Origin of the sequence: Streptomyces sp. NBC_00846, from assembly GCF_045207325.1 — a bacterium.
In the GTDB taxonomy this organism is placed as follows: domain Bacteria; phylum Actinomycetota; class Actinomycetes; order Streptomycetales; family Streptomycetaceae; genus Streptomyces.
Window position 1 is genome coordinate 5,106,895 of sequence record NZ_CP108846.1, and the last position, 21,890, is coordinate 5,128,784.

The following is a 21,890-nucleotide window of genomic DNA, read 5'->3' on the forward strand; positions in this document are numbered from 1 at the left end:
AACCGCCTTTCCTCCGTGCGCGGTTGACGCGCGTTGACTCGTCCGACAAGCTCTCTCACCACATCTCCGTCAGGCAGGGAGCCCCCACATGCTCGGACGCACCGCACGACTCCTCCTCGGCTTTGTCATGACCATGGCTTTCGCCTTGGGTGGTGCCGTGGTCACCGCCGGCACCGCACAGGCCGACGGCTGCTACACCTGGACCCGCACACTGTCCCCCGGCGCCACCGGCAATGACGTCGTCCAGCTCCAGATACGGGTGGCCGGCTACCCCGGCTACAACTCCGTGCTCGCCGTCGACGGCTCCTACGGACCGGCCACGACCGCCGCCGTCAAGCGCTTCCAGGCCGCCTACGGCCTCACCGCCGACGGCATCGCGGGCCCCGCCACCCAGGCCAAGCTCTATGAACTCCAGGACAACGACTGCACCCCGATCCACTTCACGTACGCCGAGCACAACCAGTGCAATGCGACCTGGGCGGGTGGTGCCGTCGCGGCGGGCACGGCGAAGGCCAACGCCCTGAGCACCATGTGGAAGCTGGAGGCGCTGCGGCACGCGCTCGGTGACCAGTCGATCCGGATCACCAGCGGCTTCCGCTCCACCTCCTGCAACAGCGCGGTCGGCGGCGCGTCCAACAGCCGCCATCTGTACGGGGACGCGGCCGACCTCGGAGCCGGACCGCACGCCCTGTGCACCCTCGCCAAGGAGGCCCGCAATCACGGCTTCAACGGGATCCTCGGCCCGGGCTACCCCGACCACGGCGACCACGTCCACGTCAACCAGGGCCCCAGCCACTTCTGGTCGGCGCCGAACTGCGGGATCTGACGCACGAGGGCCCCGTACGCCGGTCCGTCCGAACCGGCGTACGGGGCCCTTCCGTGCCCCGCGTCAGGCGGTCTTCGCCGCCCTGCGTCAGGCGGTCTTCGCCCTGAGCCGCGTCGCGCCCGTCGTCTGGACCGCCGCGCCGTCCGACGCCCGCTCCGTCAGATGGAGCTGCGAAATCGCGTTGCGCAGGGTCACCGCGCCCGCCCCGGTGTCCAGCTGCCGGCGCTGGGTACGCGCCGTCGCCGAGCAGGCCCCGAGCGACAGCTCGGCCCCGACCTCCAGTGGCGCCCAGGTATTTCGGGGGTCGCGGTCCATGGACAGCTGTGGTGAACGGTTGGGCGAATGATTCGACGTCAGATCTCGTGCAGGTCAGGCTACTTCGGACATCGAGCCCGGGCCGCGGAAGGTCCGGCGGTACGTGTTCGGCGTGGTGCCCAACGACCGTACGAACTGGTGGCGCAGCGCGGCGGCCGTTCCGAAGCCGGTGCGCCCGGCGATCGTATCCATCGTTTCGTCGGATGTCTCCAACAGGTGCTGTGCCAGCAGAACCCGTTGGCGGAGCAGCCAGCGGTACGGGGTGGTGCCCGTCTCGTTCTGGAAGCGGCGGGCGAAGGTGCGCGGCGACATGTGCGCCTGTGCGGCCAGCTGGTCGACGGTCATCTCCTGGTCGAGGTGGCGCTCCATCCAGGCCAGCGTCTCTCCGACCGTGTCGCACGGGGTGCGGGGCAGCGGCCGCTCGATGTACTGCGCCTGACCGCCGTCGCGGTGCGGCGGGACCACCATGCGGCGGGCCAGCGTGTTGGCGACATCGGGGCCGTACTCCTGCCGGACCAGGTGCAGACAGGCATCGATCCCGGCCGCCGTGCCCGCCGAGCTGATGACCGAGCCCTCGTCCACGTACAGCACATCGGGTTCGACCACGGCCCGCGGGAAGCGACGGGCCAGCTCCGTCGCATGGCGCCAGTGGGTGGTGCAGCGGCGCCCGTCCAGCAGTCCGGCCGCGCCGAGCACGTACGCGCCGGAGCAGACGCTCATCACGCGGGCGCCCCGGTCAACGGCCCGGCGCAGGGCGTCGAGGACCTCCTCGGGGTAGTCCCGCCGGGCGAAGTCGCTGCCGGCCGGTACGGCGATGAGGTCGGCCTCCTCCAGGCGGTCGAGGCCGTACGGCGTGCTGATGGTGAATCCGGCGTGGGTCCGCAGCCTGGGCCCCTCGGCGGAGACCACGGCGAAGTCGTGCACCGGCAGGCCCACGTCGCTGCGGTCGAGGCCGAAGACCTCGCACAGCACGCCCAGTTCGAAGGGGTGCACCTCGTCGAGCAGTAGAGCGGCGACATTTTTCAGCATGGATCCAGTGTGGCAGTAATTCGATGCTCCATGACAGTCCTGCCACTGCCGGATGATGTCCCCGCGGACGAGAGTGGAGCCATGAACACAATCCTGAACCTCCTGGGCACAGCCGTACTTTTCGCCCTCGTCCTGCTCCCCGCCCTGCTCGGACTCGCCCGGGAGCGCCGCATCGACCGCCAGTTGCGGGAGGCGGAACGGGCCTGGGGAGACGCGTCCCCGGAAACGGCGGACGCCGCGCAGCCGGTCACGGCCACGCGGCGCCCCTACCTCAGAAGCTGGGCCAGGATCTAGACCCGAAAAGAATCTAGAAGTCGTCGTCGAAGGCGACCGAGCCCTCCACCGCCACCTGGTACGCCGACGGACGGCGCTCAAAGAAGTTCGTCAGCTCCTGGACACCCTGCAACTCCATGAACGAGAAGGGGTTCGACGATCCATAGACCGGAGCGAGACCGAGCCTACGGAGGCGATCGTCGGCCACGCACTCCAAGTACTGCCGCATGGAGTCGGTATTCATTCCAGGCAGGCCGTCACCGCAGAGGTCGCGGCCGAACTGGAGCTCAGCTGCGACCGCTTCCTCGAGCATCGCGGAGATGTCCTTCTCCAGCTCCTCGTCGAAGAGGTCGGGCTCCTCCTTGCGGACCGTGTCGACCACCTCGAATGCGAAGCTCATGTGGCAAGTTTCATCCCGGAAGACCCAGTTCGTCCCCGTGGCGAGACCGTGCAGCAGACCCCGTGAGCGGAACCAGTAGACGTACGCGAACGCGCCGTAGAAGAACAGCCCCTCGATGCACGCCGCGAAGCAGATCAGGTTCAGCAGGAAGCGACGGCGGTCGGCCTTCGTCTCCAGCCGCTCGATCTTCTCGACCGAATCCATCCACTTGAAGCAGAACTGCGCCTTCTCACGGATGGACGGAATCTCCTCGACCGCGTCGAACGCGGCGGCCCGGTCGTCCGGATCGGGCAGATAGGTGTCCAGCAGCGTCAGATAGAACTGGACGTGCACGGCCTCCTCGAAGAGCTGCCGCGAGAGATACAGCCGCGCCTCGGGGGAGTTGATGTGCTTGTACAGCGTCAGCACGAGGTTGTTGGAGACGATCGAGTCGCCCGTCGCGAAGAACGCGACCAGCCGGCCGATCATGTGCTGCTCACCGGGGGACAGCTTGGCGAGGTCGGCGACGTCGGAGTGCAGGTCGACCTCCTCCACCGTCCAGGTGTTCTTGATCGCGTCGCGGTAGCGCTCGTAGAAGTCCGGGTAACGCATCGGCCGCAGGGTCAGTTCGAAGCCCGGGTCCAGCAGGTTCTTCTCGGAGTTGGTGGAGCTCATCACTGGCAGGCCTCGCAGGACTCGGGGTTTTCGAGGGAGCAGGCGATCGCGTCCGCGTCGGGCGTCGAGGCCTGCTGTACGGGAATGGGGGCGGTGGCCGCGGCCCGGCCGGAGGCGGCGCGGGCGATCCGGGTCGCCGGGCGCGAGCGCAGGTAGTACGTCGTCTTCAGCCCCTGCTTCCAGGCGTACGCGTACATCGAGGAGAGCTTGCCGATCGTCGGCGTCTCCAGGAACAGGTTCAGCGACTGGCTCTGGTCGAGGAACGGCGTACGGGCCGCCGCCATGTCGATCAGTCCGCGCTGCGGGATCTCCCACGCCGTGCGGTACAGCGCCCGCACCTCCTCCGGGATCCAGGCGAAGCCCTGCACCGAGCCGCTCGCCTCGCGCAGCGCCTCACGGGTCCGCGCGTCCCACACCCCGAGCTGTTTCAGCTCCTCCACCAGATACGCGTTGACCTGGAGGAACTCACCGCTGAGCGTCTCGCGCTTGAAGAGGTTGGAGACCTGCGGCTCGATGCACTCGTACACACCCGCGATCGAGGCGATCGTCGCCGTCGGCGCGATGGCGAGCAGCAGCGAGTTGCGCATCCCGGTCTTCGCGATCCGGGCGCGCAGCGCCTCCCAGCGCTCCGGCCAGTTCAGCTCGGTGTCGTAGTGGTCCGGGTGCAGCACCCCGCGCGCGGCCCGCGTCTCCGACCAGGCAGGCAGCGGGCCGGACCGCTCGGCGAGATCGCAGGACGCCTCGTACGCCGCGAGCATGATCCGCTCGGAGATCTTCGTGGAGAGCGCACGGGCCTCGGGGGAGTCGAACGGCAGCCGCAGCTGGAAGAAGACGTCCTGGAGACCCATCGCGCCCAGACCGACCGGGCGCCACTTCGCGTTGGAGCGGCCGGCCTGCTCGGTCGGGTAGAAGTTGATGTCGACGACCCGGTCAAGGAAGGTCACGGCGGTACGGACGGTGGCGTCCAGCCGCTCCCAGTCGATGGAACCGTCGGCGACGAACGCGCCGAGGTTGACCGAACCCAGGTTGCAGACGGCCGTCTCGGCGTCGTCGGTGACTTCGAGGATCTCGGTGCACAGATTCGACGAGTGGACGACGCGGCCCGGCTCGGCGGTCTGGTTCGCGGTCCGGTTGGAGGCGTCCTTGAACGTCATCCAGCCCTGGCCCGTCTGCGCCAGGGTCCGCATCATCCGGCCGTACAGCTCGCGGGCCGGCATCGACTTGCGGGCCAGCCCCTTGGCCTCGGCGGCCCGGTACACGGCGTCGAACGCGTCGCCCCACAGGTCGACCAGCTCGGGGACGTCGGCGGGCGAGAACAGCGACCAGTCGCCGTCCGCGTCGACCCGGCGCATGAACTCGTCCGGGATCCAGTGCGCCAGGTTGAGGTTGTGCGTACGCCGCTGGTCCTCGCCCGTGTTGTCGCGCAGCTCCAGGAACTCCTCGATGTCCGCGTGCCAGGTCTCCAGGTAGACGGCGGCGGCGCCCTTGCGACGGCCGCCCTGGTTGACCGCGGCGACGGACGCGTCGAGCGTCTTCAGGAACGGCACGATGCCGTTGGAGTGCCCGTTGGTGCCACGGATCAGCGAGCCGCGGGCGCGGATGCGGGAGTACGAGAGACCGATGCCGCCCGCGTGCTTCGAGAGCCGCGCCACCTGGTGGTAGCGGTCGTAGATCGAGTCGAGTTCGTCGAGCGGGGAGTCCAGCAGGTAGCAGGAGGACATCTGCGGGTGCCGGGTGCCGGAGTTGAACAGGGTCGGCGAGGACGGCAGATAGTCGAGCCGGCTCATCAGCCCGTACAGCGACGCCACTTCGTCCAGGGCGCGCTGCCCCGCTTCTGAACCGAGTGCAGTGTTCTCAGCGAGCCCGGACGCGACCCGCAGCATGAAGTGCTGGGGCGTCTCGATGACCTGGCGGGTGTGCGGGTGGCGCAGCAGATAGCGGCTGTGCAGGGTCCGCAGCCCGAAGTAGCCGAAGCGGTCGTCGGCGCCGGCGGCCAGCGAACGCTCCACCAGCGCGTCGAGGGCGGCCGCGTGCAGCGCGACGAACTCGGCGGTGCGGTCCGCGATCAGGCCCTCGCGGTGTCCGACGGCGATCGAGGCGGAGAAGGAGACGGCGCCCTGGCCGGCCGCCTCGTCGGCGATGGCGAGGGTCAGGAGCCGGGCGGCGAGCCGGGAGTAGGCGGGGTCCTCGGAGATCAGCCCCGCGGCGGCCTCGGTGGCCAGCGCGCGCAGTTCGGCCTCGTCCGCCCGGGCGCTGCGGCCGCGCAGCGCGGCGGCGGCGACGCGACCGGGGTCGGTGTCGGGCAGATCGACGGTGAGGCCGGTCAGGGTCCGCAGCAGCGCGGTTCCCGGTCCGTCGTGTGCGGTTGCCTCGGACTCGGCCGCTTCGGACGCGGCGACTGAAGCCGGATCGGCTGGCGCGATGGTCACGTGGTGCTCTCCCTCGCTCGGCTCGGGGCCGGCGGGGAACGGGGCAGCCGGACAGAGGCGGGCCCGGGTCGGGGCAGCACTCCGCACGGCGTCCACCGGCCCAACCGCGAGGCCCGGACGTCTGGCATCCGGTTCGGTCGAGCCGGATGAACTGTCGGCAGGTCCTCGGACTTACTCGGGGGTGCGCAAAAGCGCACCGAACATACCGTTGCGGGACAGTTCCGGATTCGCACCGGATTCCCCTGCGGCGACAGCGAGCATGAGCATACATGTGGGGGCCGTCCGCTGAGGCAGCCCCCACATGTTGTGTCGCGCAACATAACTCGGGGCGCGCGTACGGCCCGCCGCCGAGCGCACGGACGGCCCGTCGCGCCCCGCTGGAGGGGGCTCGACGGGCCGTCGTACGGCTGTGGGAGCGGCCGTCAGCGGCCGCCGCCCGGCGCCCCTGCCGCGGCCGGCGGGAGCTCCACCTGGACGCCCTTGTCGCCCGCGTCGGCCGTGTAGTCGGCCGGCGAGGTCTCGTCGATCCCGGCGGGTGCCTTCACGGCGTTCAGGACGAAGGTGAGCACCACCGTCACCACCACGTTCAGCACGAACGCCGTGAGACCGATGTAGCCGATCTCGCCGATGCCCGGGATCTCCTTGGACGACCCGCCGAAGTGCGCCTGGGTCGGGCTGGCGACGCCGTACGCGGCCACCGTCCCGTACACCATGCCGACCGCCCAGCCCGCGAGCAGCGCCCAGCGGTGGAACCAGCGGGTGAACAGGCCGCCGACCAGGGCCGGCATCGTCTGGAGGATCCAGATCCCGCCGAGCAGCTGGAAGTTGATCGCGACCGTCTTGTCCATGGTGAGGACGAAGGCGAGCGCGCCGACCTTCACCAGTAGCGACACCAGCTTGGAGACCTTGGTCTCCTGCTCCGGGGTCGCGTCCGGCTTCAGGAAGTCCTTGTAGATGTTGCGGGTGAAGAGGTTCGCCGCGGCGATCGACATGATCGCGGCGGGCACCAGCGCGCCGATGCCGATGGCGGCGAACGCGACACCCGCGAACCAGTCCGGGAACATGGTCTCGAACAGCTGCGGGATGGCCAACTGGCCGTTGTCGACCTTGATTCCGGCGGCGATCGCCATGAAGCCGAGCAACGCCAGCAGGCCCAGCATCAGCGAGTACAGCGGCAGGATCGTGGTGTTGCGCCGGATCACATTGCGGCTGCGGCTGGAGAGCGTCGCCGTGATCGAGTGCGGATACATGAACAGCGCCAGCGCCGAGCCCAACGCCAGGGTGGCGTAACCCCATTGACCCGCCTCGCCCGGCGCGAGCGCGCCGCGCGGCTTGCCGGTCGCCGGATTGGTCTGCGAGAACGCCTCGCCCGCCTTGGCGAAGATGTTGTCGAAGCCGCCGAGCTTGATCGGGATGTAGATGATCGCCACCACGATGACCAGATAGATCAGTCCGTCCTTGACGAACGCGATCAGCGCGGGTGCCCGCAGACCGGACGAGTAGGTGTACGCGGCGAGCACCGCGAACGCGATCAGCAGCGGCAGGTCCTTGACGAACCAGTGGGTGTTCTCGCCGCCGCCGACGCCCATCACGTCCAGCACCGCCTGGATACCGACGAGTTGGAGCGCGATGTACGGCATCGTGGCGAGGATGCCCGTGACGGCGACCGCCAGCGACAGTCCCTTCGAGCCGAAGCGGCCGCGGACGAAGTCCGAGGTGGTCACGTAGCCGTGCTTGTGCGAGACCGACCAGAGCCGCGGCAGGAAGGTGAAGATCAGCGGGTACACGAGGATCGTGTACGGCACGGCGAAGAAGCCGGCCGCGCCCGCCGCGTAGATCGCCGCGGGCACGGCGACGAAGGTGTACGCGGTGTACAGGTCGCCGCCGAGCAGGAACCAGGTGACCCAGGTGCCGAACGACCGTCCGCCCAGGCCCCATTCGTCGAGGCTGGCCTCGTTCTCGGCCTTTCGCCAGTGTGCCGCGAGGAAGCCCATGACCGTGACGGCCACGAAGAAGAAGATGAAGACGCCGAGCGCGACGCCGTTCACGCCGTCCTTCATGCCGACGCACCCCCCTTGCGGGCGCGCTGGTCACGCTGCCACAGCTTGTACGCGATCATCGTGAGCGCGGTGGAGATCAGCACCCAGAGCATCTGGTACCAGTAGAAGAACGGAATGCCGATGAAGGTGGGGTCCACCTTCGCGTACGAACTCACCCAGAGCATCGCCACGAACGGCGCGATGAGGCAGAGGGCGATGATCACCCGTACCGGTGTGACGGTCGGTGGTTTTCCTTCTGGATCTGCTGGCATGCGGCGACTCCGTCCCCTCGCTGATCACCTGGTGTAATGCGCAGGAAATCTAGGGGAGGCTTCCGGCCACCGTCACCCCCTGTCCGCATTGCGGTCCGGCAACGGTCCCGCGGGTGGGCGCGAATGTTCGGAATATTGTCAAACGTACGAGAGTTGGGCCGGACCAGGACGTGCGAACGGCCCCCGTGGTGTCCACGGGGGCCGACGCGGCTGTGCGTACGGGGTGCGGTGACCGGGAGCAGTCGGTCGCCGCGGCAGGTTCAGTCCGTCGGCCGCTTCAGGCGGGCCACGAACTTGTACCGGTCGCCGCGGTAGACCGAGCGCACCCACTCCACCGGCTCGCCCCGGCCGTCGAGCGAGTGCCGGGACAGCATCAGCATCGGCAGGCCCACATCCGTACCGAGCAGGCCGGCTTCGCGCGGGGTGGCGAGCGAGGTCTCGATGGTCTCCTCGGCCTCGGCCAGCCGGACGTCGTACACCTCGGCCAGCGCGGTGTAGAGGGAGGCGTACTTCACCAGTGAACGGCGCAGCGCCGGGAAGCGTTTGGCTGAGAGGTGCGTGGTCTCGATCGCCATCGGCTCCCCGCTGGCCAGCCGCAGCCGCTCGATCCGCAGCACCCGGCCGCCGGCCGAGATATCCAGCAGCCCGGCGAGCGTGTCATCGGCCGTGACATAGCCGATGTCCAGCAACTGGGACGTCGGTTCCAGCCCCTGGGCGCGCATGTCCTCGGTGTACGAGGTGAGTTGCAGGGCCTGCGAGACCTTCGGCTTGGCCACGAAGGTGCCCTTGCCCTGGATGCGCTCCAGCCGGCCCTCGACGACCAGCTCCTGGAGCGCCTGGCGCACGGTCGTGCGCGAGGTGTCGAACTCGGCGGCCAGGGTCCGCTCCGGGGGCACGGGGGTGCCCGGCGGCATGGTGTCCGTCATGTCGAGGAGATGTCGCTTCAGCCGGTAGTACTTCGGTACGCGCGCCGTCCGCGTGGCCGCGCCCGTCCCGTTCTCCGTACTGCCCCCGTCGGCACCCATGGCCCGCCTTCCCGACTGCTGCGTTGCTGCCGTCACCGGCTCCTCCGTCTGTCGCGGCTCACATGGTGGCACGGTCCGGTCACGGCTCGTCGCCCTCCCTGAGGTGTCGGTCCTATAACGGACACGAGTGCACTTCTTATACACCCTTGACACCCCTAAAGGTCTAGGCCAAGCTCCCGGTGCTGGTCTAAACCATTAAAGACCAGGTCCAGCCCCAGCAGTACTCGTCGAATGTCTTCGCGGTGGGCGGGGTTGCAGTATCCCTGAGGAGGGTTTGGCGTGAAGCGCAAGCTCATCGCGGCGATCGGCGTCGCGGGCATGATGATCGGCCTGGCGGCGTGCGGGTCCGACGACGGCGGTAGCGACAGCGGTAAGAAGACCGGCCCGGACAGCTACAAGGGCGAGACCCTCACCGTCTGGGCCATGGACGGCTCCACGCCTCCCGGCTGGACCAAGGACCTGACCGCGGCCTTCAAGAAGAAGACCGGCGCCACGCTGAAGTTCGAGACCCAGAAGTGGGACGGCATTCAGCAGAAGATCACCACCGCTCTCTCCGAGTCGACCCCGCCGGACGTCATCGAGGTCGGCAACACCCAGACCCCCGCGTACGCGGCCACCGGCGGCCTCGCCGACCTCGGCGACCTCAAGAAGGAGATCGGCGGCGACTGGGTCGAGTCCCTCAACCAGTCCTCGGTCTTCGACGGCAAGCAGTACGCCGCTCCCTGGTACTTCGCCAACCGTGTCGTCATCTACAACAAGAAGGTCTGGGCCGACGCCGGCGTCAAGGACACCCCGAAGACGCGTGACGAGTTCTTCAAGGACCTCGACGCCATCAAGAAGAAGGGCAAGGCCGAGCCGATCTACCTGCCCGGCCAGAACTGGTACTTCTTCGACGGCCTGACCATCGGTCAGGGCGCGGACCTGGTGAAGAAGGAAGGCGACAAGTACGTCTCCAACCTCTCCGACCCCAAGGTCACCGCGGCCATGGACCTCTACAAGAAGTACCAGTCCTACTCCAAGGCCCCCAAGGACAAGGACGAGGCCACCCCGCAGCAGGCCGAGGTCTTCGCCAAGGGCAACGTCGGCGCCTTCATCGGCATGGGCTGGGAGGCCGGCACGGCCATCGCCGCCAACAAGGCCATCGAGAGCGACATCGGCTACTTCACCATCCCGGGTGAGACCGCCGACAAGCCCGAGGGCGTCTTCCTCGGCGGCTCCAACTTCGCGGTCGCCGCGGGCAGCAAGAAGCAGGATCTCGCCAAGGAGTTCCTGAAGCTCGCCCTGTCCGACCAGTTCGAGGGCCAGCTGGCCAAGGAGAACGGCGTCATCCCGAACAAGGAGTCGCTCAACTCCAACCTGACCGGCAACGGCGCCGCCGAGGCCGCGGCCCCGGCCGCCACCGCCGGTGGCACCACCCCGCTCATCCCCGAGTGGGCCGCTGTCGAGAACGATCCGAACCCGATCAAGAGCTACATGACCGCGGTTCTGAACGGCAAGAGCCCCGAGGACGCCGCCAAGGCGGTCGAGGCCGAGATCAACAAGCGTCTCTCGCAGAAGAGCTGATCGCACGCGCCGGGGGGCGGGGACCGACCGCCCCCCGGCGCGCCCGCGTGTCTGGAACGTACGGCCCAAGAAGAGATGGCGAGCATGTCAGTGCAGACCGAACAAGTGGACTCGGTCCGGGCAGCCGGTGTCCGCAAGGACGACGCGCCTCCCGGCGGCCCGGCCGCTTTGCAAAAGAAGCGGGGCGGAGGCTCGGCCCCGTACCTGCTCCTGTTGCCCGCACTGCTCGCCACGGCGCTGCTGCTGGGCTATCCGCTGGTCAAGAACGGCATGCTGTCGTTCCAGAACCTCAACCCGCGCCAGCTGATCCAACACCTGACCGAGTGGAACGGCGTCGACAACTACAAGGAAGTCCTCGGCAGTTCGGACTTCTGGAAGGTCGTCGAACGTTCGGTCTTCTTCACCGCCGCCAACGTCGTCCTGATCATGCTGCTCGGGATGCTGGTCGGCCTGCTGCTCGCCCGCCTCGGCAAGAAGATGCGCCTGCTGCTCATGCTGGGCCTCGTGCTCGCCTGGGCCATGCCGATCATCGCCGCGACCACGGTGTACCAGTGGTTGTTCGCCCAGCGCTTCGGAGTCGTCAACTACGTGCTCGACAGCCTCGGCTGGCACTCGATGGCCGACTACAACTGGACGAGCAGTCAGTTCTCCACCTTCTCGCTGGTCACTCTGGTGATCGTCTGGCAGTCCATCCCGTTCGTGGCGATCAATCTGTACGCCGCGTCCACGACGATCCCCAAGGAGTTGTACGAGGCCGCCTCGCTCGACGGCGCCGGAACCTGGAAGAGCTTCACCTCCGTGACGCTCCCGTTCCTGAAGCCGTTCCTGCTGGCCACGACATTCCTCGAAGTCATCTGGGTCTTCAAGTCCTTCGCCCAGCTCTTCGCGATCAACGGCGGCGGCCCCGACCGGCTCACCGAGACCCTGCCCGTCTACGCCTTCGTCGAAGGTGTCGGCAATCAGCACTTCGGCATGGGCGCCGCCATCTCGTTCCTGACGATCATCGTCCTGCTGGCGTTGACCGGTTACTACCTGCGCACGGTACTGAAGCAAGAGGAGGACGAGCTGTGAGGCGCTCACTGTCCGGCCGGATCTGGCCCAACGCGACGGCTGTCGTCCTCTTCATAGGCTTCGCCTTCCCCGTCTACTGGATGTTCAGCACGGCGTTCAAGCCGACCGGCGACATCATCACCGACACCCCGGTGTGGTTCCCGACCGACATCACCTTCGAGCACTTCAAGAAGGCTGTCCGGGCGGACCACTTCTGGACCCTGGTCGGGAACTCGTTCACCGTCACCCTGATCTCGGTGGCCGCCTCGCTGGTGATCGCGCTGCTGGCGTCCTTCGCGATGGCGCGCATGCGCTTCAAGGGCCGGCGAGGCATCCTGCTGACCTTCATGGTCGCGCAGATGGCGCCCTGGGAAGTCATGGTCATCGCGGTCTACATGCTCGTCCGCGACGCAGACATACTGAACAGCCTGGTCCCACTGACGGCCTTCTACATGATGATGGTCCTGCCCTTCACCATCCTGACGCTGCGCGGCTATGTTGCCGCCGTGCCCAAGGAACTGGAGGAGTCGGCCATGGTCGACGGCTGCACCCGCCCCCAGGCCTTCATGAAGGTGATCCTGCCGTTGCTCGGCCCCGGCCTGATGGCGACCTCGCTCTTCGGCTTCATCACCGCCTGGAACGAATTCCCGCTCGTCCTCATCCTCAACAAGGACATCGGGTCACAGACCCTGCCGCTCTGGCTCTCCCAGTTCCAGACCGCGTTCGGTGACGACTGGGGCGCGACGATGGCTGCCTCTTCGCTCTTCGCGATCCCGATCCTGGTTCTCTTCATCTACCTCCAGCGCAAGGCCGTCAGCGGCCTCACCGACGGCGCCGTGAAGGGATAACGCACCTCCATGACCACCCTGATATCCACCACGGACACCGTCACCCGCGACGCCCTCGCCGTCCTGCAGCCCGGATTCACCGGCACCACCGTCCCGGACTGGGTGCTGCGCCGGGTCGACGAAGGCCTCGCCTCCGTCGCGCTGTTCGGCCGCAACATCCGGACGGCCGAGCAGGTCTCCGCGCTCACCGCCCAGCTCAGGGCCGAGCGCGAGGACCTCCTCGTGGCGATCGACGAGGAGGGCGGTGACGTCACCCGCCTGGAGGTGCGTACCGGCTCCTCCTTCCCCGGCAACCTCGCGCTCGGCCACGTCGACGACCTGGAGCTGACCCGCGCGGTCGCCCAGGAGCTGGGCCGCCGGCTCACGGAGTGCGGCGTCAACCTCAACTGGGCGCCGTCCGCGGACGTCAACTCCAACCCGGACAACCCGATCATCGGCGTACGGTCCTTCGGCGCCGACACCGCGCTCGTGGCCCGGCACACCGCCGCGTACATCGAGGGCCTCCAGGCCGCCGGAGTCGCCGCCTGCACCAAGCACTTCCCGGGGCACGGCGACACCGCGATCGACTCGCACCACGCGATGCCGCGCATCGACGTGGACCTGGAGACACTGCACGCCCGTGAACTGGTGCCCTTCCGGGCAGCCGTCGCCGCGGGTTCCAAGTGCGTGATGAGCGCGCACATCCTGCTGCCGGCCCTCGACCCGAACCGCCCCGCGACGGTGAGCCCGCGGATCCTCACCGGTCTGCTGCGCGAGGAGATGGGCTACGACGGCCTGATCGTCACCGACGCCGTGGAGATGCAGGCCATCGCCGGGACGTACGGCATCGAGCGCGGCTCCGTCCTCGCGATCGCCGCCGGGGCCGACGCCCTGTGCGTCGGTGGCGGTCTTGAGGACGACGGCACGGTGCAGCGGCTGCGCGACGCGCTGGTCGCGGCGGTGCGCAGCGGTGAACTCGCCGAGGAGCGGCTCGCGGACGCGGCCGCACGGGTACGTGCCCTCGCGTCCTGGACGCGAGGCGCCAAGGGGGCCGGTTCGGCGCCGGGCGCGGCAACGCAGGAGGAGGCCGCGTCCGGTACCGGAATCGGCTCCGACATCGGCCTGATCGCCGCCCGCCGCGCGGTGCGGGTGATCGGCTCCGCCGAACCGCTCACCGAGCCCGCGTACGTCGCCGCGTTCACCTCCGCCTCGAACATCGCGGTCGGCGACGAGACCCCGTGGGGCGTCGCCGCGGAGCTGGGCCGGCTGGTGCCGGGCACGGAGACCGACACGTACAGCGGCGAGACCGTGGAGCCCGCGGCCGCGGTGCTGCGGGCGGCGGGGGAGCGGCGCATCGTCGTGGTCGTCCGCGACGCCCACCGCCACGCCTGGATGGCCGGGACCATCGACGCCCTGGTGGCGGAGCGCCCGGACACGGTCGTGGTCGAAATGGGCGTCCCGCAGGCACCCCCCACGGGCGCCCTGCACATCGCCACCCATGGCGCGGCCCGCGTCTGCGGCCTGGCGGCAGCGGAGGTCATCGCCAGGGGCACGGAAGCCCGCGGGGCCTGAGCCCGGAGGCCCGGAAGCGGGGCGTGACGCGGAACGAGGGGCCACGTCACACCCGCTTCCTGCCCATCAAGCCCGTCACACCGGCCTCGGGCAATCCGTTCCCGTCACACCGGCCTCGGGCAATCCAGTCCCGTCACACCCGCCTCCGGCCAATCAAGCCCGTCGTCCGGCGGTTGAGGGCACGTCTCCCCGGTAGGGATGCCTCCCCGTGACGCGGGGGCCAATCAAGCCCGTCCGGCGATGGAGGACAGAGCACGTTCCAGGACGCGTCACGGCACACGAGAGGGCCGGGACACCCACCACGGGTGTCCCGGCCCTCTCGCCGTGTCCGGGACGACTACAGCCCCTGCCACAGCGGCTTCGCCGCATACGTGGCGCGGAAGTAGTCCGCCAGCCTCAGCTTCGACGCCGCGGCCTCGTCCACCACCACCGTCGCGTGCGGGTGCAACTGCAGCGCGGACGCGGGAACGATCGAGGCCACCGGCCCCTCCACCGTCTGTGCCACGGCGTCCGCCTTGCCCTCGCCGGTGGCGAGCAGGATCGGGTGGCGGGACTCCAGGATGGTGCCGATGCCCTGGGTGATCACGTGGTGCGGCACCTGCGTGATGTCGTTGTCGAAGAAGCGCGCGTTGTCGATCCGGGTCTGCTCGGTGAGCGTCTTGATCCGGGTACGGGACGCGAGCGAGGAGCACGGCTCGTTGAAGCCGATGTGCCCGTCGGTACCGATGCCGAGGAGCTGCAGGTCCACCCCGCCGGCCTCGGCGAGCGCCTTGTCGTACGCCTGGCAGGCGGCCAGGACGTCCTCGTCGGAGCCGTCGGGGCCCATGAAGGACGCCTCGGACAGGCCGAGCGCTTCGACGACCTCGCGCAGCACCACGGAGCGGTAGGACTCGGGATGGCCCGCCGGCAGCCCGACGTACTCGTCGAGCTGGCAGATGCGGGCGCGCGAGGCATCCACGGCGCCGGAGCGGACCTTGGCCGCCAGCGCCCGGTAGATGGGCAGCGGGGTAGAGCCGGTGGCAACGCCGAGAAGGGCGTCGGGCTTGCGGCTCAGCAGTGCGCCGATGGCCTCTGCGATGAGTTCGCCGCCTGCCTTGGCGTCCGGGACGATGACAACTTCCACGCGGGGCCTGCCGATCTGAGGAGTTGAGCCAATGTGGTATAGACCAATCGCGGTCCAATCTAGCAGAACCAGGTAACACCGACACGACAGCCTCGCCCGTCCTTGTCGCACTCCGTCGACGGATGCCCGTCCGCCACGCTTTTACCGGGGAGGCTGAGAGTCCGGGCCGGATCACGTCCGGCGAGATGCCCGAACAGCATGCGAGGGCGCGCCCCGTCCTCGGCCGGGGCGCGCCCGGGCTCCACGGGGAGGTCGCCGGGATCGCGCAGGGCGTCGAGCCGGACGCCCGGGACGCCCTGGTCGTCACGGCCGGCAGCTCCGGCATCGGCCCGGGCCCGTGGAAACACCCGCGGGCCGCGGCGCCGGTACGGGACCCTCAGCCCGTTCGGCACCGCAGCCCGGAGTAGGACCGGCCGTCGCCTGGGCGCCGAACGGTCCGCTCGGCCGGCGGTGTGCGGTGCCCCCGGCCGGGGAGAGGCACCCGCGCGGTCAGGGCAGAGAGCGCGGGTACCTCGATCCACTCTCCTGTGCGGGGAGAGCGGAGGCTCTGTCTTGAGCATTGTGGACTAGACCATTCGCCCATGTCCATCCGTAGGAGCACCGCAATTTCCCGCGCTCATACTCCTTGCACGTACGGCCGGGCCGCTCGGTTCGGAACCCGTACCCATCCGCGGGTACGCTCGCACACGTGCCCTCCATGAACGACCTCGTCCGCCAGCACACAGCTCTCGGTGACACCGACCTGGAGTGGCTGCACCTGCTGGTCTCGGAGTGGCAGCTGCTCTCCGACCTCTCCTTCGCCGACCTCGTGCTGTGGGTCCCCACCCGCGACGGCACCCGCTACGTCTCCGTGGCCCAGATGCGGCCCAACACCGGCCCCACCTCCTATCAGAACGACATGGTCGGCCACTTGGTGCCGCGCGGCCGCCGTCCGCTGCTGGACGCGGCGCTGGACGAGGGCCGGATCGTGCGCGAGGGCGACCCGGAGTGGCGCGAGGAGGTTCCGGTACGCGTCGAGTCGATCCCCGTACGCCGTGAGGGCCGGGTCCTCGGAGTCATCGCCCGCAACACCAACCTCCTGACCGTACGCACGCCGTCCCGGCTTGAGCTCACCTACCTCCAGTCGGCCTCCGACCTGGCCCAGATGATCGCCGCCGGGACCTTCCCGTTCCCCGGCCAACAGGTCGACATGGACGCGTCACCGCGCGTCGGCGACGGGCTGGTCAGGCTCGATGCCGAAGGGGTCGTCCAGTACGCCAGCCCCAACGGCCTCTCCGCCTACCACCGCCTGGGCCTCGCCTCCGACCTGGTCGGCCAGCACCTGGGCGGGATCACCGCCGAACTGGCCCCGTCCCGCGGCCCGGTCGACGAGGCCCTGGTCAAACTCGCCAGCGGTTACGCGCCCCGCGAGTTCGAGGTCGAGTGCGCGGGCGGGGTGATCCAGCTCCGGGCGATCCCGCTCAAGCCCAAGGGAGTCCGGATCGGCTCCTTGGTCCTCCTTCGGGACGTCACCGAACTGCGCCGCCGCGAGCGGGAGTTGATCACCAAGGACGCCACCATCCGGGAGATCCACCACCGGGTGAAGAACAACCTCCAGACCGTTGCTGCCCTGTTGCGGCTCCAGGCCCGGCGGATGGACTCCGCGCAGGGCCGCGAGGCGCTCAACGAGGCGGTACGGCGCGTCGGTTCGATCGCCATCGTCCATGAGACGCTGTCCCAGAATCTGGACGAACGGGTGGAGTTCGACGAGATCGCCGACCGGGTCATCGCGATGGTCGCCGAGATCTCCCCGGGCAGGGTCACCTGCCGCCGTACGGGCCGCTTCGGCATACTCGACGCCGAGGTCGCCACACCGCTCGCGATGGTGCTCACCGAAGTTCTGCAGAACGCCCTGGAGCACGCGTTCACCCTCGCCGAGTCCGGCACGGTGGAGGTTTCGGCGGTGCGCGGCGGTTCCTCCGCCGAGACGCGGCTGCTGATCACCGTTCAGGACGACGGCTGCGGTCTGCCCGAGGGTTTCGACCCGCAGCGCGCCGGCCATCTGGGGCTCCAGATCGTCAGGACACTGGTGGAAGGCGAGCTGGGTGGAACCTTCGGGATGGTCCCGGCCCCCGAGCGCGGCACCCAGGTCGTTCTCGACATCCCGGTCCGCGCCGATAAGTAGCCCCGGTGGGGCCGGCCGGCCGACGCGGACGCAGCAGTGAGCCCGGACCGTCGATCACGGTCCGGGCTCACTGTTCATGCATGCGCTTCGGGGGTACTGCGCGCTGCGACTCGGGGGGCGGGGTTGTGCGTACGCTCTGTACGCGCCGCCTGGCTGAGGCTCGTAGCGGTGGCGTCGGATCAGGCGCTGGCGTTACGCGCCCGGTTGCGAGCGGCACGGCGCTTCATTGCGCGGCGCTCGTCCTCACTGAGGCCACCCCAGACGCCGGAGTCCTGGCCGGACTCGAGCGCCCACTGCAGGCACTGCTCCATGACGGGGCAGCGACGGCAGACGGCCTTGGCTTCCTCGATCTGCAGCAGCGCAGGACCGGTGTTGCCGATGGGGAAGAACAGCTCGGGGTCTTCCTCACGACAAACGGCGTTGTGACGCCAGTCCATGGCTGCTACCTCTCCTTGGTATTACATCAGTTGCTTGTGAATGTGAACGCTTTCACGAATCCCCCCGCAGGTGAAGGGCCGACGCCCAGATGAACTGGTTGTGGTCCTGTGAAGTGAGGAGGGGTTCTGGCTCTCAGTGGAGGCCGTTGTTGCGGGCCGTCCCGATCGCCATGTAGAGATTCGCAAACCTCGGCGGCGGATACAACCCCTTCTGGAAAGTTTTTTTTGATTCCTCGGTGTCGACTAGGTCACAGCCGTACTTCTATGGGGTGGAGAGCAGCCCAAACGTTCGAGTTAAAGGACTTTGGCCCCTTCCACTCACACAATCACACGCAGTGCACGGCGTACGCCTGTGAACGTCACGCTGGTACGCACTCCCAGGTGGTCGCCGTCCATCTGGAAGGGCAGTGGCGCCTTTGAATGCAAGGTGAAGTTCGTGAGGTCATGAAGTGAAACAGCGTGCTTGCCGCGAGGCCCCTTGTCGGGGCTCGAGGTGAGCAGCTGGGTGCCGTAGCGGGCGACCGCCGAAGTGGACAGCCGCTTCAGTCCGAGCACGTCCAGACCGGTGTCGAAGCCGGCCTTCGGGGACGCGAACATGGGGCGATTCCCCAGGTAGGTCCAGGGGGCCGTGTTGGAGATTATCGACAGCGCGAGGCCGGTGACCGGTTCCTGTCCGGGTGTCTCCAGTGTCATCAGCCCGTGCCGCCGGTGTGGCTCCTCCAGGAATTGCCGGACCACCTGGCGCACGTACAAAGCATGCGTCGAGCGCTTGCCGCGTTCGCGCTGTTGTTCGACCCGGCCGACCACGCCCGCGTCGAATCCGAGCCCGGCGCAGAAAGTGAACCAGCGCTCGGGGACCGACTCGTCCTCCGTGCCCGGGGTGCCGGCCGCCAGTCCGAGACCGACCGTGCGTTCGGTTCGGTTGGCGAGCGCGTCCAGGATCGCGCCGGTCGCCTCCACGGCGTCGTTCGGCAGACCCAGGGCGCGCGCGAAAACATTGGTGGAGCCGCCGGGAACCACCGCGAGGCTCGGCAGTCTGTCCAGGTCGGGGCCGTTGTGGAGCAGACCGTTGACCACCTCGTTGACCGTGCCGTCGCCGCCCAGGGCGACCACCAGGTCGATCTCTCCGGAGTCCGCGGCCTGCCGCCCCAGGTCCCGGGCATGGCCCCGGTACTCCGTGGTCACGGCCTCCAGCTTCATCTCGCTGGCCAGCGCGTGAATGAGCACGTCGCGCGTCCGCGCACTGGTGGTGGTAGCAGCTGGATTGACCACAAGGAGTGCGCGCATGACGGCCAGACTACCTACCGCGCGGTATCGCACTGAAGTCCTGCTCGACGACCTTTACGCTCGGTGACGGCCCGGGTGCGTTCCCACCCCGGCTTCGCTTTCGCGGCGCCGGGATGCCAACCTGCAAGGGTGAGTACTCAGCAGAACACGCCCTCCTCGTCGTCGCCTCTGCCGTCGGTCGAACCGGCGAAGCCGAGCAGGATCACGCTCGTGGCCGGACTCACTGCCCTGGAAGGGGCGGCACTCGTCCTCGGCGGAATCTACATGCTGGTCATGGGACTGCTCGGCCGCCCCGACAGCCCGCAGCAGGCGGAGATGGGCGGCCTCACACTGATCGCGCTCGGCCTGATCCCGCTGATCGCCGCGCGTGGCCTGCTGCGGCGGCGCAGCTGGAGCCGCGGCCCCGCGCTCATCACACAGATCATCGCGCTCCCGGTGGCCTGGACGCTGCTGAGGTCTCACGGCGTACTGATCCCGGCCGGGATCGTCCTCGCCGCGGTGGTCCTGACGGCGCTCTACCAGCTGGTCAGGCCGACGACGATCGACGCACTCGGCATCCGCCGCCCGGGCACCTCCTCGGAGGCCACGTCCGGCGGCACCGCACCGGACGCCTGAGCCGGGGGCCGGGTGAGGTGGCCCTCGGGCGCCGCCGACCGCCCGGGTGCGCGCGGGCCGCACGGGGGCTGACGCTCCCGTTCTTCCGCGCGCTCGTATCGGCCCTTCGCGCTACTCCTCGACGAGCAGCCGCTCGCGCAGCTGCGCCAGCGTACGGGCCAGCAGTCGCGAGACGTGCATCTGCGAGATGCCGACCTCCTGAGCGATCTGCGACTGGGTCATGTTGCCGAAGAAACGCAGCAGCAGGATCCGCTTCTCGCGCGGCGGCAGATCCTCCAGCAACGGCTTGAGGGACTCCCGGTACTCGACGCCCTCCAGCGCCTCGTCCTCGGAGCCCAGCGTGTCCGCGACCGCCGGGGACTCGTCGTCCGTGTCCGGCACGTCCAGCGAGAGCGTGCTGTACGCATTGGCCGATTCCAGGCCCTCCAGGACCTCTTCCTCGGAAATGCCCAGCCGCTCCGCCAGCTCGTGCACCGTCGGCGAGCGGCCGTGCTGCTGGGAGAGCTCGGCGGTCGCCGTGGTGAGCGAGAGCCGCAGCTCCTGGAGCCGGCGCGGCACCCGCACCGCCCAGCCCTTGTCGCGGAAGTGGCGCTTGATCTCGCCGACGACCGTGGGCGTCGCGTACGTCGAGAACTCGACGCCACGGTCCGGGTCGAACCGGTCGACCGACTTGATCAGGCCGATCGTGGCGACCTGGGTCAGATCGTCCAGCGGTTCGCCGCGGTTGCGGAACCGGCGGGCCAGATGCTCCACGAGCGGCAGATGCATCCGCACCAGCTGATTGCGCAGCTCCGCCTTCTCGGCCGACCCGTCGGGAAGCTCGCGCAGTTCGATGAACAGCGCCCGCGCCCGGCTGCGGTCGTGTGGATCGTGGTGCCCGTGCTCGCTCATCTGGCCTGCCCGCTCCGCCTGCGACTGCTCCACCGCGATCGTACGGCCCGCAGGCCCGTCCGCCCCGTCCTCCGGATGGGGCAGGGCCTGCTGCTCCGGGATGCCTGCTGCGCGCACCGCCCCTGGTCGCATCGTCTCGTCCCGCACAGGACCGTCCCCGTTCCCGCTGCTCACGCCGGCCCGGGTCCCGCGCCGCGCTGTTTGTACAGGCTGATGCTGACCGTACGGTCATCGGCCACCGAGGAGTCGACCTTTCCGGCCAGTGCCGAGAGCACCGTCCAGGCGAAGGTGTCGCGCTCCGGCGCCCGGCCGTCCGTCGTCGGCGCCGACACCGTCACCTCGAGAGAATCCTCGACGAGCCGGAAGACGCAGCTGAGGACGGAGCCCGGCACGGCCTGCTGCAGCAGGATCGCGCAGGCCTCGTCGACCGCGATGCGAAGATCCTCGATCTCGTCGAGAGTGAAGTCCAAGCGCGCTGCGAGACCGGCCGTAGCCGTACGCAGCACCGACAGGTAGGCACCCGCAGCGGGCAGCCGGACCTCTACGAAGTCCTGATTCCCGGGCTCGCCTGCGATCTGGGACACCCTCACCTCCAAGGTGGCACAAACTCTTTCGAGGATCCGGGAAGGGTGCCCCGGAGCCATGCGGTACGTCTTCGGTTCTGGCCCGGCGACGCTATCGCGATCCATGATGCCGTGTCGCCAGGCCCCAACCCATGACTGTCACTCATGGTAAGCCTATGAGTACACAGGGTGGGTAGGGGTCTGTGCTGGTCAATTACGAACAACCGGCGCCGGTTTGACGTACCCAGACCTCAGACGATCGAACCGTCCTCGAAGCACCAGCGCCAGCTCTCGCCGGGTTCGAAGCTCCGCATCACCGGATGGCCGGTCTCCTTGAAGTGCGCCGTGGCGTGCCGCAGCGGCGACGAGTCGCAGCAGCCGACATGGCCGCAGGCCAGACAGAGCCGCAGCTGCACCGGGTGGCTGCCCGCCGCGAGGCAGCCGAGGCAGGTCTCGCTGAGCGGGGCCGGTTCGGGTCGTGGCAGCTCGGACACGTGCGGGCATTCACTCATGATTGTCAGGTTACGACGGATGCG

The 21,890-nt window shown here is 68.8% G+C and carries 22 protein-coding genes and 1 riboswitch; of the genes, 9 read left to right on the forward strand and 13 right to left on the reverse strand.

All coding sequences use genetic code 11. The features are described 5' to 3' along the window. Positions 1–88 precede the first annotated feature (88 nt). Positions 89–826, forward strand: a complete 738-nt coding sequence (locus OG936_RS23685; RefSeq protein ID WP_406497266.1) for a D-Ala-D-Ala carboxypeptidase family metallohydrolase — start codon at positions 89–91, stop codon at positions 824–826. A gap of 87 nt (positions 827–913) precedes the next feature. Here the strand turns inward: OG936_RS23685 and OG936_RS23690 are convergent, their stop codons facing one another. Together OG936_RS23690 and OG936_RS23695 are read right to left on the reverse strand one after the other, a co-directional pair. Next, on the reverse strand, positions 914–1,141 hold the full coding sequence (locus OG936_RS23690) for a hypothetical protein (RefSeq protein ID WP_406497268.1): 228 nt from the start codon (positions 1,139–1,141) through the stop codon (positions 914–916). 54 nt (positions 1,142–1,195) lie between these two features. Next, a complete protein-coding gene (locus tag OG936_RS23695) occupies positions 1,196–2,170 on the reverse strand; it encodes a helix-turn-helix domain-containing protein (protein WP_406497270.1) in 975 nt (324 codons plus the stop codon). Positions 2,171–2,251: 81 nt separating this feature from the next. On the opposite strand from OG936_RS23695, the gene OG936_RS23700 reads away from it, so the two are divergent. Next, positions 2,252–2,464, forward strand: coding sequence for a hypothetical protein (locus OG936_RS23700; RefSeq protein WP_406497272.1), 213 nt, complete (start codon positions 2,252–2,254; stop codon positions 2,462–2,464). Between the two features lie 13 nt (positions 2,465–2,477). Here the strand turns inward: OG936_RS23700 and OG936_RS23705 are convergent, their stop codons facing one another. The 5 genes from OG936_RS23705 to OG936_RS23725 all read right to left on the reverse strand — a co-directional run bounded on the left by OG936_RS23705 (position 2,478) and on the right by OG936_RS23725 (position 9,262). Continuing rightward, complete coding sequence (locus OG936_RS23705; protein WP_406497274.1) at positions 2,478–3,497, reverse strand: ribonucleotide-diphosphate reductase subunit beta; 1,020 nt, start codon at positions 3,495–3,497, stop codon at positions 2,478–2,480. Then, positions 3,497–5,926 carry a ribonucleoside-diphosphate reductase subunit alpha gene (locus OG936_RS23710; RefSeq protein ID WP_406497276.1) on the reverse strand — a complete coding sequence of 810 codons (2,430 nt, stop codon included), beginning with the start codon at positions 5,924–5,926 and terminating at the stop codon, positions 3,497–3,499. Before OG936_RS23710 ends, OG936_RS23705 begins: the two co-directional genes overlap by 1 nt. A gap of 138 nt (positions 5,927–6,064) precedes the next feature. Beyond that, a riboswitch (cobalamin riboswitch) is annotated at positions 6,065–6,200 on the reverse strand. A gap of 148 nt (positions 6,201–6,348) precedes the next feature. Next, entirely contained in the window at positions 6,349–7,986 is a 1,638-nt protein-coding gene (mctP, locus tag OG936_RS23715; protein WP_406497278.1) for a monocarboxylate uptake permease MctP, read from the reverse strand. Next, positions 7,983–8,237 carry a DUF3311 domain-containing protein gene (locus OG936_RS23720; protein ID WP_406497280.1) on the reverse strand — a complete coding sequence of 85 codons (255 nt, stop codon included), beginning with the start codon at positions 8,235–8,237 and terminating at the stop codon, positions 7,983–7,985. Before OG936_RS23720 ends, mctP begins: the two co-directional genes overlap by 4 nt. A gap of 260 nt (positions 8,238–8,497) precedes the next feature. Continuing rightward, the gene (locus OG936_RS23725; protein WP_266752423.1) at positions 8,498–9,262 is read right to left on the reverse strand and encodes a GntR family transcriptional regulator; all 765 of its coding nucleotides are present in this window, start codon (positions 9,260–9,262) and stop codon (positions 8,498–8,500) included. 279 nt (positions 9,263–9,541) lie between these two features. Here OG936_RS23725 and OG936_RS23730 point away from each other — a divergent pair, with 279 nt between their 5' ends. The 4 genes from OG936_RS23730 (at position 9,542) to OG936_RS23745 (ending at position 14,274) form a co-directional block, all read left to right on the forward strand. Continuing rightward, entirely contained in the window at positions 9,542–10,825 is a 1,284-nt protein-coding gene (locus OG936_RS23730; protein ID WP_406497282.1) for an extracellular solute-binding protein, read from the forward strand. Between the two features lie 84 nt (positions 10,826–10,909). Next, the gene (locus OG936_RS23735) at positions 10,910–11,896 is read left to right on the forward strand and encodes a carbohydrate ABC transporter permease (RefSeq protein ID WP_406497284.1); all 987 of its coding nucleotides are present in this window, start codon (positions 10,910–10,912) and stop codon (positions 11,894–11,896) included. Further along, a complete protein-coding gene (locus tag OG936_RS23740) occupies positions 11,893–12,723 on the forward strand; it encodes a carbohydrate ABC transporter permease (RefSeq protein WP_406497285.1) in 831 nt (276 codons plus the stop codon). The genes OG936_RS23735 and OG936_RS23740 overlap by 4 nt, the downstream gene beginning before the upstream one ends. A gap of 9 nt (positions 12,724–12,732) precedes the next feature. Continuing rightward, on the forward strand, positions 12,733–14,274 hold the full coding sequence (locus tag OG936_RS23745; RefSeq protein WP_406497286.1) for a glycoside hydrolase family 3 protein: 1,542 nt from the start codon (positions 12,733–12,735) through the stop codon (positions 14,272–14,274). 337 nt (positions 14,275–14,611) lie between these two features. Here OG936_RS23745 and nagB read toward each other — a convergent pair whose 3' ends face one another. After that, complete coding sequence (nagB, locus tag OG936_RS23750; protein WP_406497287.1) at positions 14,612–15,397, reverse strand: glucosamine-6-phosphate deaminase; 786 nt, start codon at positions 15,395–15,397, stop codon at positions 14,612–14,614. A gap of 185 nt (positions 15,398–15,582) precedes the next feature. Here nagB and OG936_RS23755 point away from each other — a divergent pair, with 185 nt between their 5' ends. Then, complete coding sequence (locus OG936_RS23755; RefSeq protein WP_406497288.1) at positions 15,583–15,804, forward strand: hypothetical protein; 222 nt, start codon at positions 15,583–15,585, stop codon at positions 15,802–15,804. 290 nt (positions 15,805–16,094) lie between these two features. Then, the gene (locus OG936_RS23760; RefSeq protein WP_406500575.1) at positions 16,095–17,561 is read left to right on the forward strand and encodes a sensor histidine kinase; all 1,467 of its coding nucleotides are present in this window, start codon (positions 16,095–16,097) and stop codon (positions 17,559–17,561) included. A 179-nt stretch (positions 17,562–17,740) separates the two neighbouring features. Here OG936_RS23760 and OG936_RS23765 read toward each other — a convergent pair whose 3' ends face one another. Further along, positions 17,741–17,998, reverse strand: a complete 258-nt coding sequence (locus OG936_RS23765) for a WhiB family transcriptional regulator (protein ID WP_003953983.1) — start codon at positions 17,996–17,998, stop codon at positions 17,741–17,743. 318 nt (positions 17,999–18,316) lie between these two features. After that, entirely contained in the window at positions 18,317–19,285 is a 969-nt protein-coding gene (locus tag OG936_RS23770; RefSeq protein ID WP_406497289.1) for a diacylglycerol/lipid kinase family protein, read from the reverse strand. 210 nt (positions 19,286–19,495) lie between these two features. Here OG936_RS23770 and OG936_RS23775 point away from each other — a divergent pair, with 210 nt between their 5' ends. Continuing rightward, on the forward strand, positions 19,496–19,900 hold the full coding sequence (locus OG936_RS23775) for a hypothetical protein (RefSeq protein WP_406500576.1): 405 nt from the start codon (positions 19,496–19,498) through the stop codon (positions 19,898–19,900). 111 nt (positions 19,901–20,011) lie between these two features. On the opposite strand, the gene OG936_RS23780 is transcribed toward OG936_RS23775, so the two are convergent. The 3 genes from OG936_RS23780 to OG936_RS23790 form a co-directional block, all read right to left on the reverse strand. After that, positions 20,012–20,965 carry an RNA polymerase sigma factor SigF gene (locus tag OG936_RS23780; protein ID WP_371665650.1) on the reverse strand — a complete coding sequence of 318 codons (954 nt, stop codon included), beginning with the start codon at positions 20,963–20,965 and terminating at the stop codon, positions 20,012–20,014. Then, entirely contained in the window at positions 20,962–21,375 is a 414-nt protein-coding gene (locus tag OG936_RS23785; protein ID WP_148839137.1) for an anti-sigma regulatory factor, read from the reverse strand. Before OG936_RS23785 ends, OG936_RS23780 begins: the two co-directional genes overlap by 4 nt. A gap of 230 nt (positions 21,376–21,605) precedes the next feature. Continuing rightward, on the reverse strand, positions 21,606–21,866 hold the full coding sequence (locus tag OG936_RS23790; RefSeq protein ID WP_406497291.1) for a UBP-type zinc finger domain-containing protein: 261 nt from the start codon (positions 21,864–21,866) through the stop codon (positions 21,606–21,608). Between the last annotated feature and the right edge of the window lie 24 nt (positions 21,867–21,890).

Coding starts and splice junctions, on each gene's coding strand:
- OG936_RS23685 (WP_406497266.1), top strand. CDS start 89: ATGCTCGGACGCACCGCACGACTCCTCCTCGGCTTTGTCATGACCATG.
- OG936_RS23690 (WP_406497268.1), bottom strand. CDS start 1,141: ATGGACCGCGACCCCCGAAATACCTGGGCGCCACTGGAGGTCGGGGCC.
- OG936_RS23695 (WP_406497270.1), bottom strand. CDS start 2,170: ATGCTGAAAAATGTCGCCGCTCTACTGCTCGACGAGGTGCACCCCTTC.
- OG936_RS23700 (WP_406497272.1), top strand. CDS start 2,252: ATGAACACAATCCTGAACCTCCTGGGCACAGCCGTACTTTTCGCCCTC.
- OG936_RS23705 (WP_406497274.1), bottom strand. CDS start 3,497: ATGAGCTCCACCAACTCCGAGAAGAACCTGCTGGACCCGGGCTTCGAA.
- mctP (WP_406497278.1), bottom strand. CDS start 7,986: ATGAAGGACGGCGTGAACGGCGTCGCGCTCGGCGTCTTCATCTTCTTC.
- OG936_RS23720 (WP_406497280.1), bottom strand. CDS start 8,237: ATGCCAGCAGATCCAGAAGGAAAACCACCGACCGTCACACCGGTACGG.
- OG936_RS23725 (WP_266752423.1), bottom strand. CDS start 9,262: ATGGGTGCCGACGGGGGCAGTACGGAGAACGGGACGGGCGCGGCCACG.
- OG936_RS23735 (WP_406497284.1), top strand. CDS start 10,910: ATGTCAGTGCAGACCGAACAAGTGGACTCGGTCCGGGCAGCCGGTGTC.
- OG936_RS23745 (WP_406497286.1), top strand. CDS start 12,733: ATGACCACCCTGATATCCACCACGGACACCGTCACCCGCGACGCCCTC.
- OG936_RS23755 (WP_406497288.1), top strand. CDS start 15,583: ATGCCCGAACAGCATGCGAGGGCGCGCCCCGTCCTCGGCCGGGGCGCG.
- OG936_RS23760 (WP_406500575.1), top strand. CDS start 16,095: ATGAACGACCTCGTCCGCCAGCACACAGCTCTCGGTGACACCGACCTG.
- OG936_RS23765 (WP_003953983.1), bottom strand. CDS start 17,998: ATGGACTGGCGTCACAACGCCGTTTGTCGTGAGGAAGACCCCGAGCTG.
- OG936_RS23770 (WP_406497289.1), bottom strand. CDS start 19,285: ATGCGCGCACTCCTTGTGGTCAATCCAGCTGCTACCACCACCAGTGCG.
- OG936_RS23790 (WP_406497291.1), bottom strand. CDS start 21,866: ATGAGTGAATGCCCGCACGTGTCCGAGCTGCCACGACCCGAACCGGCC.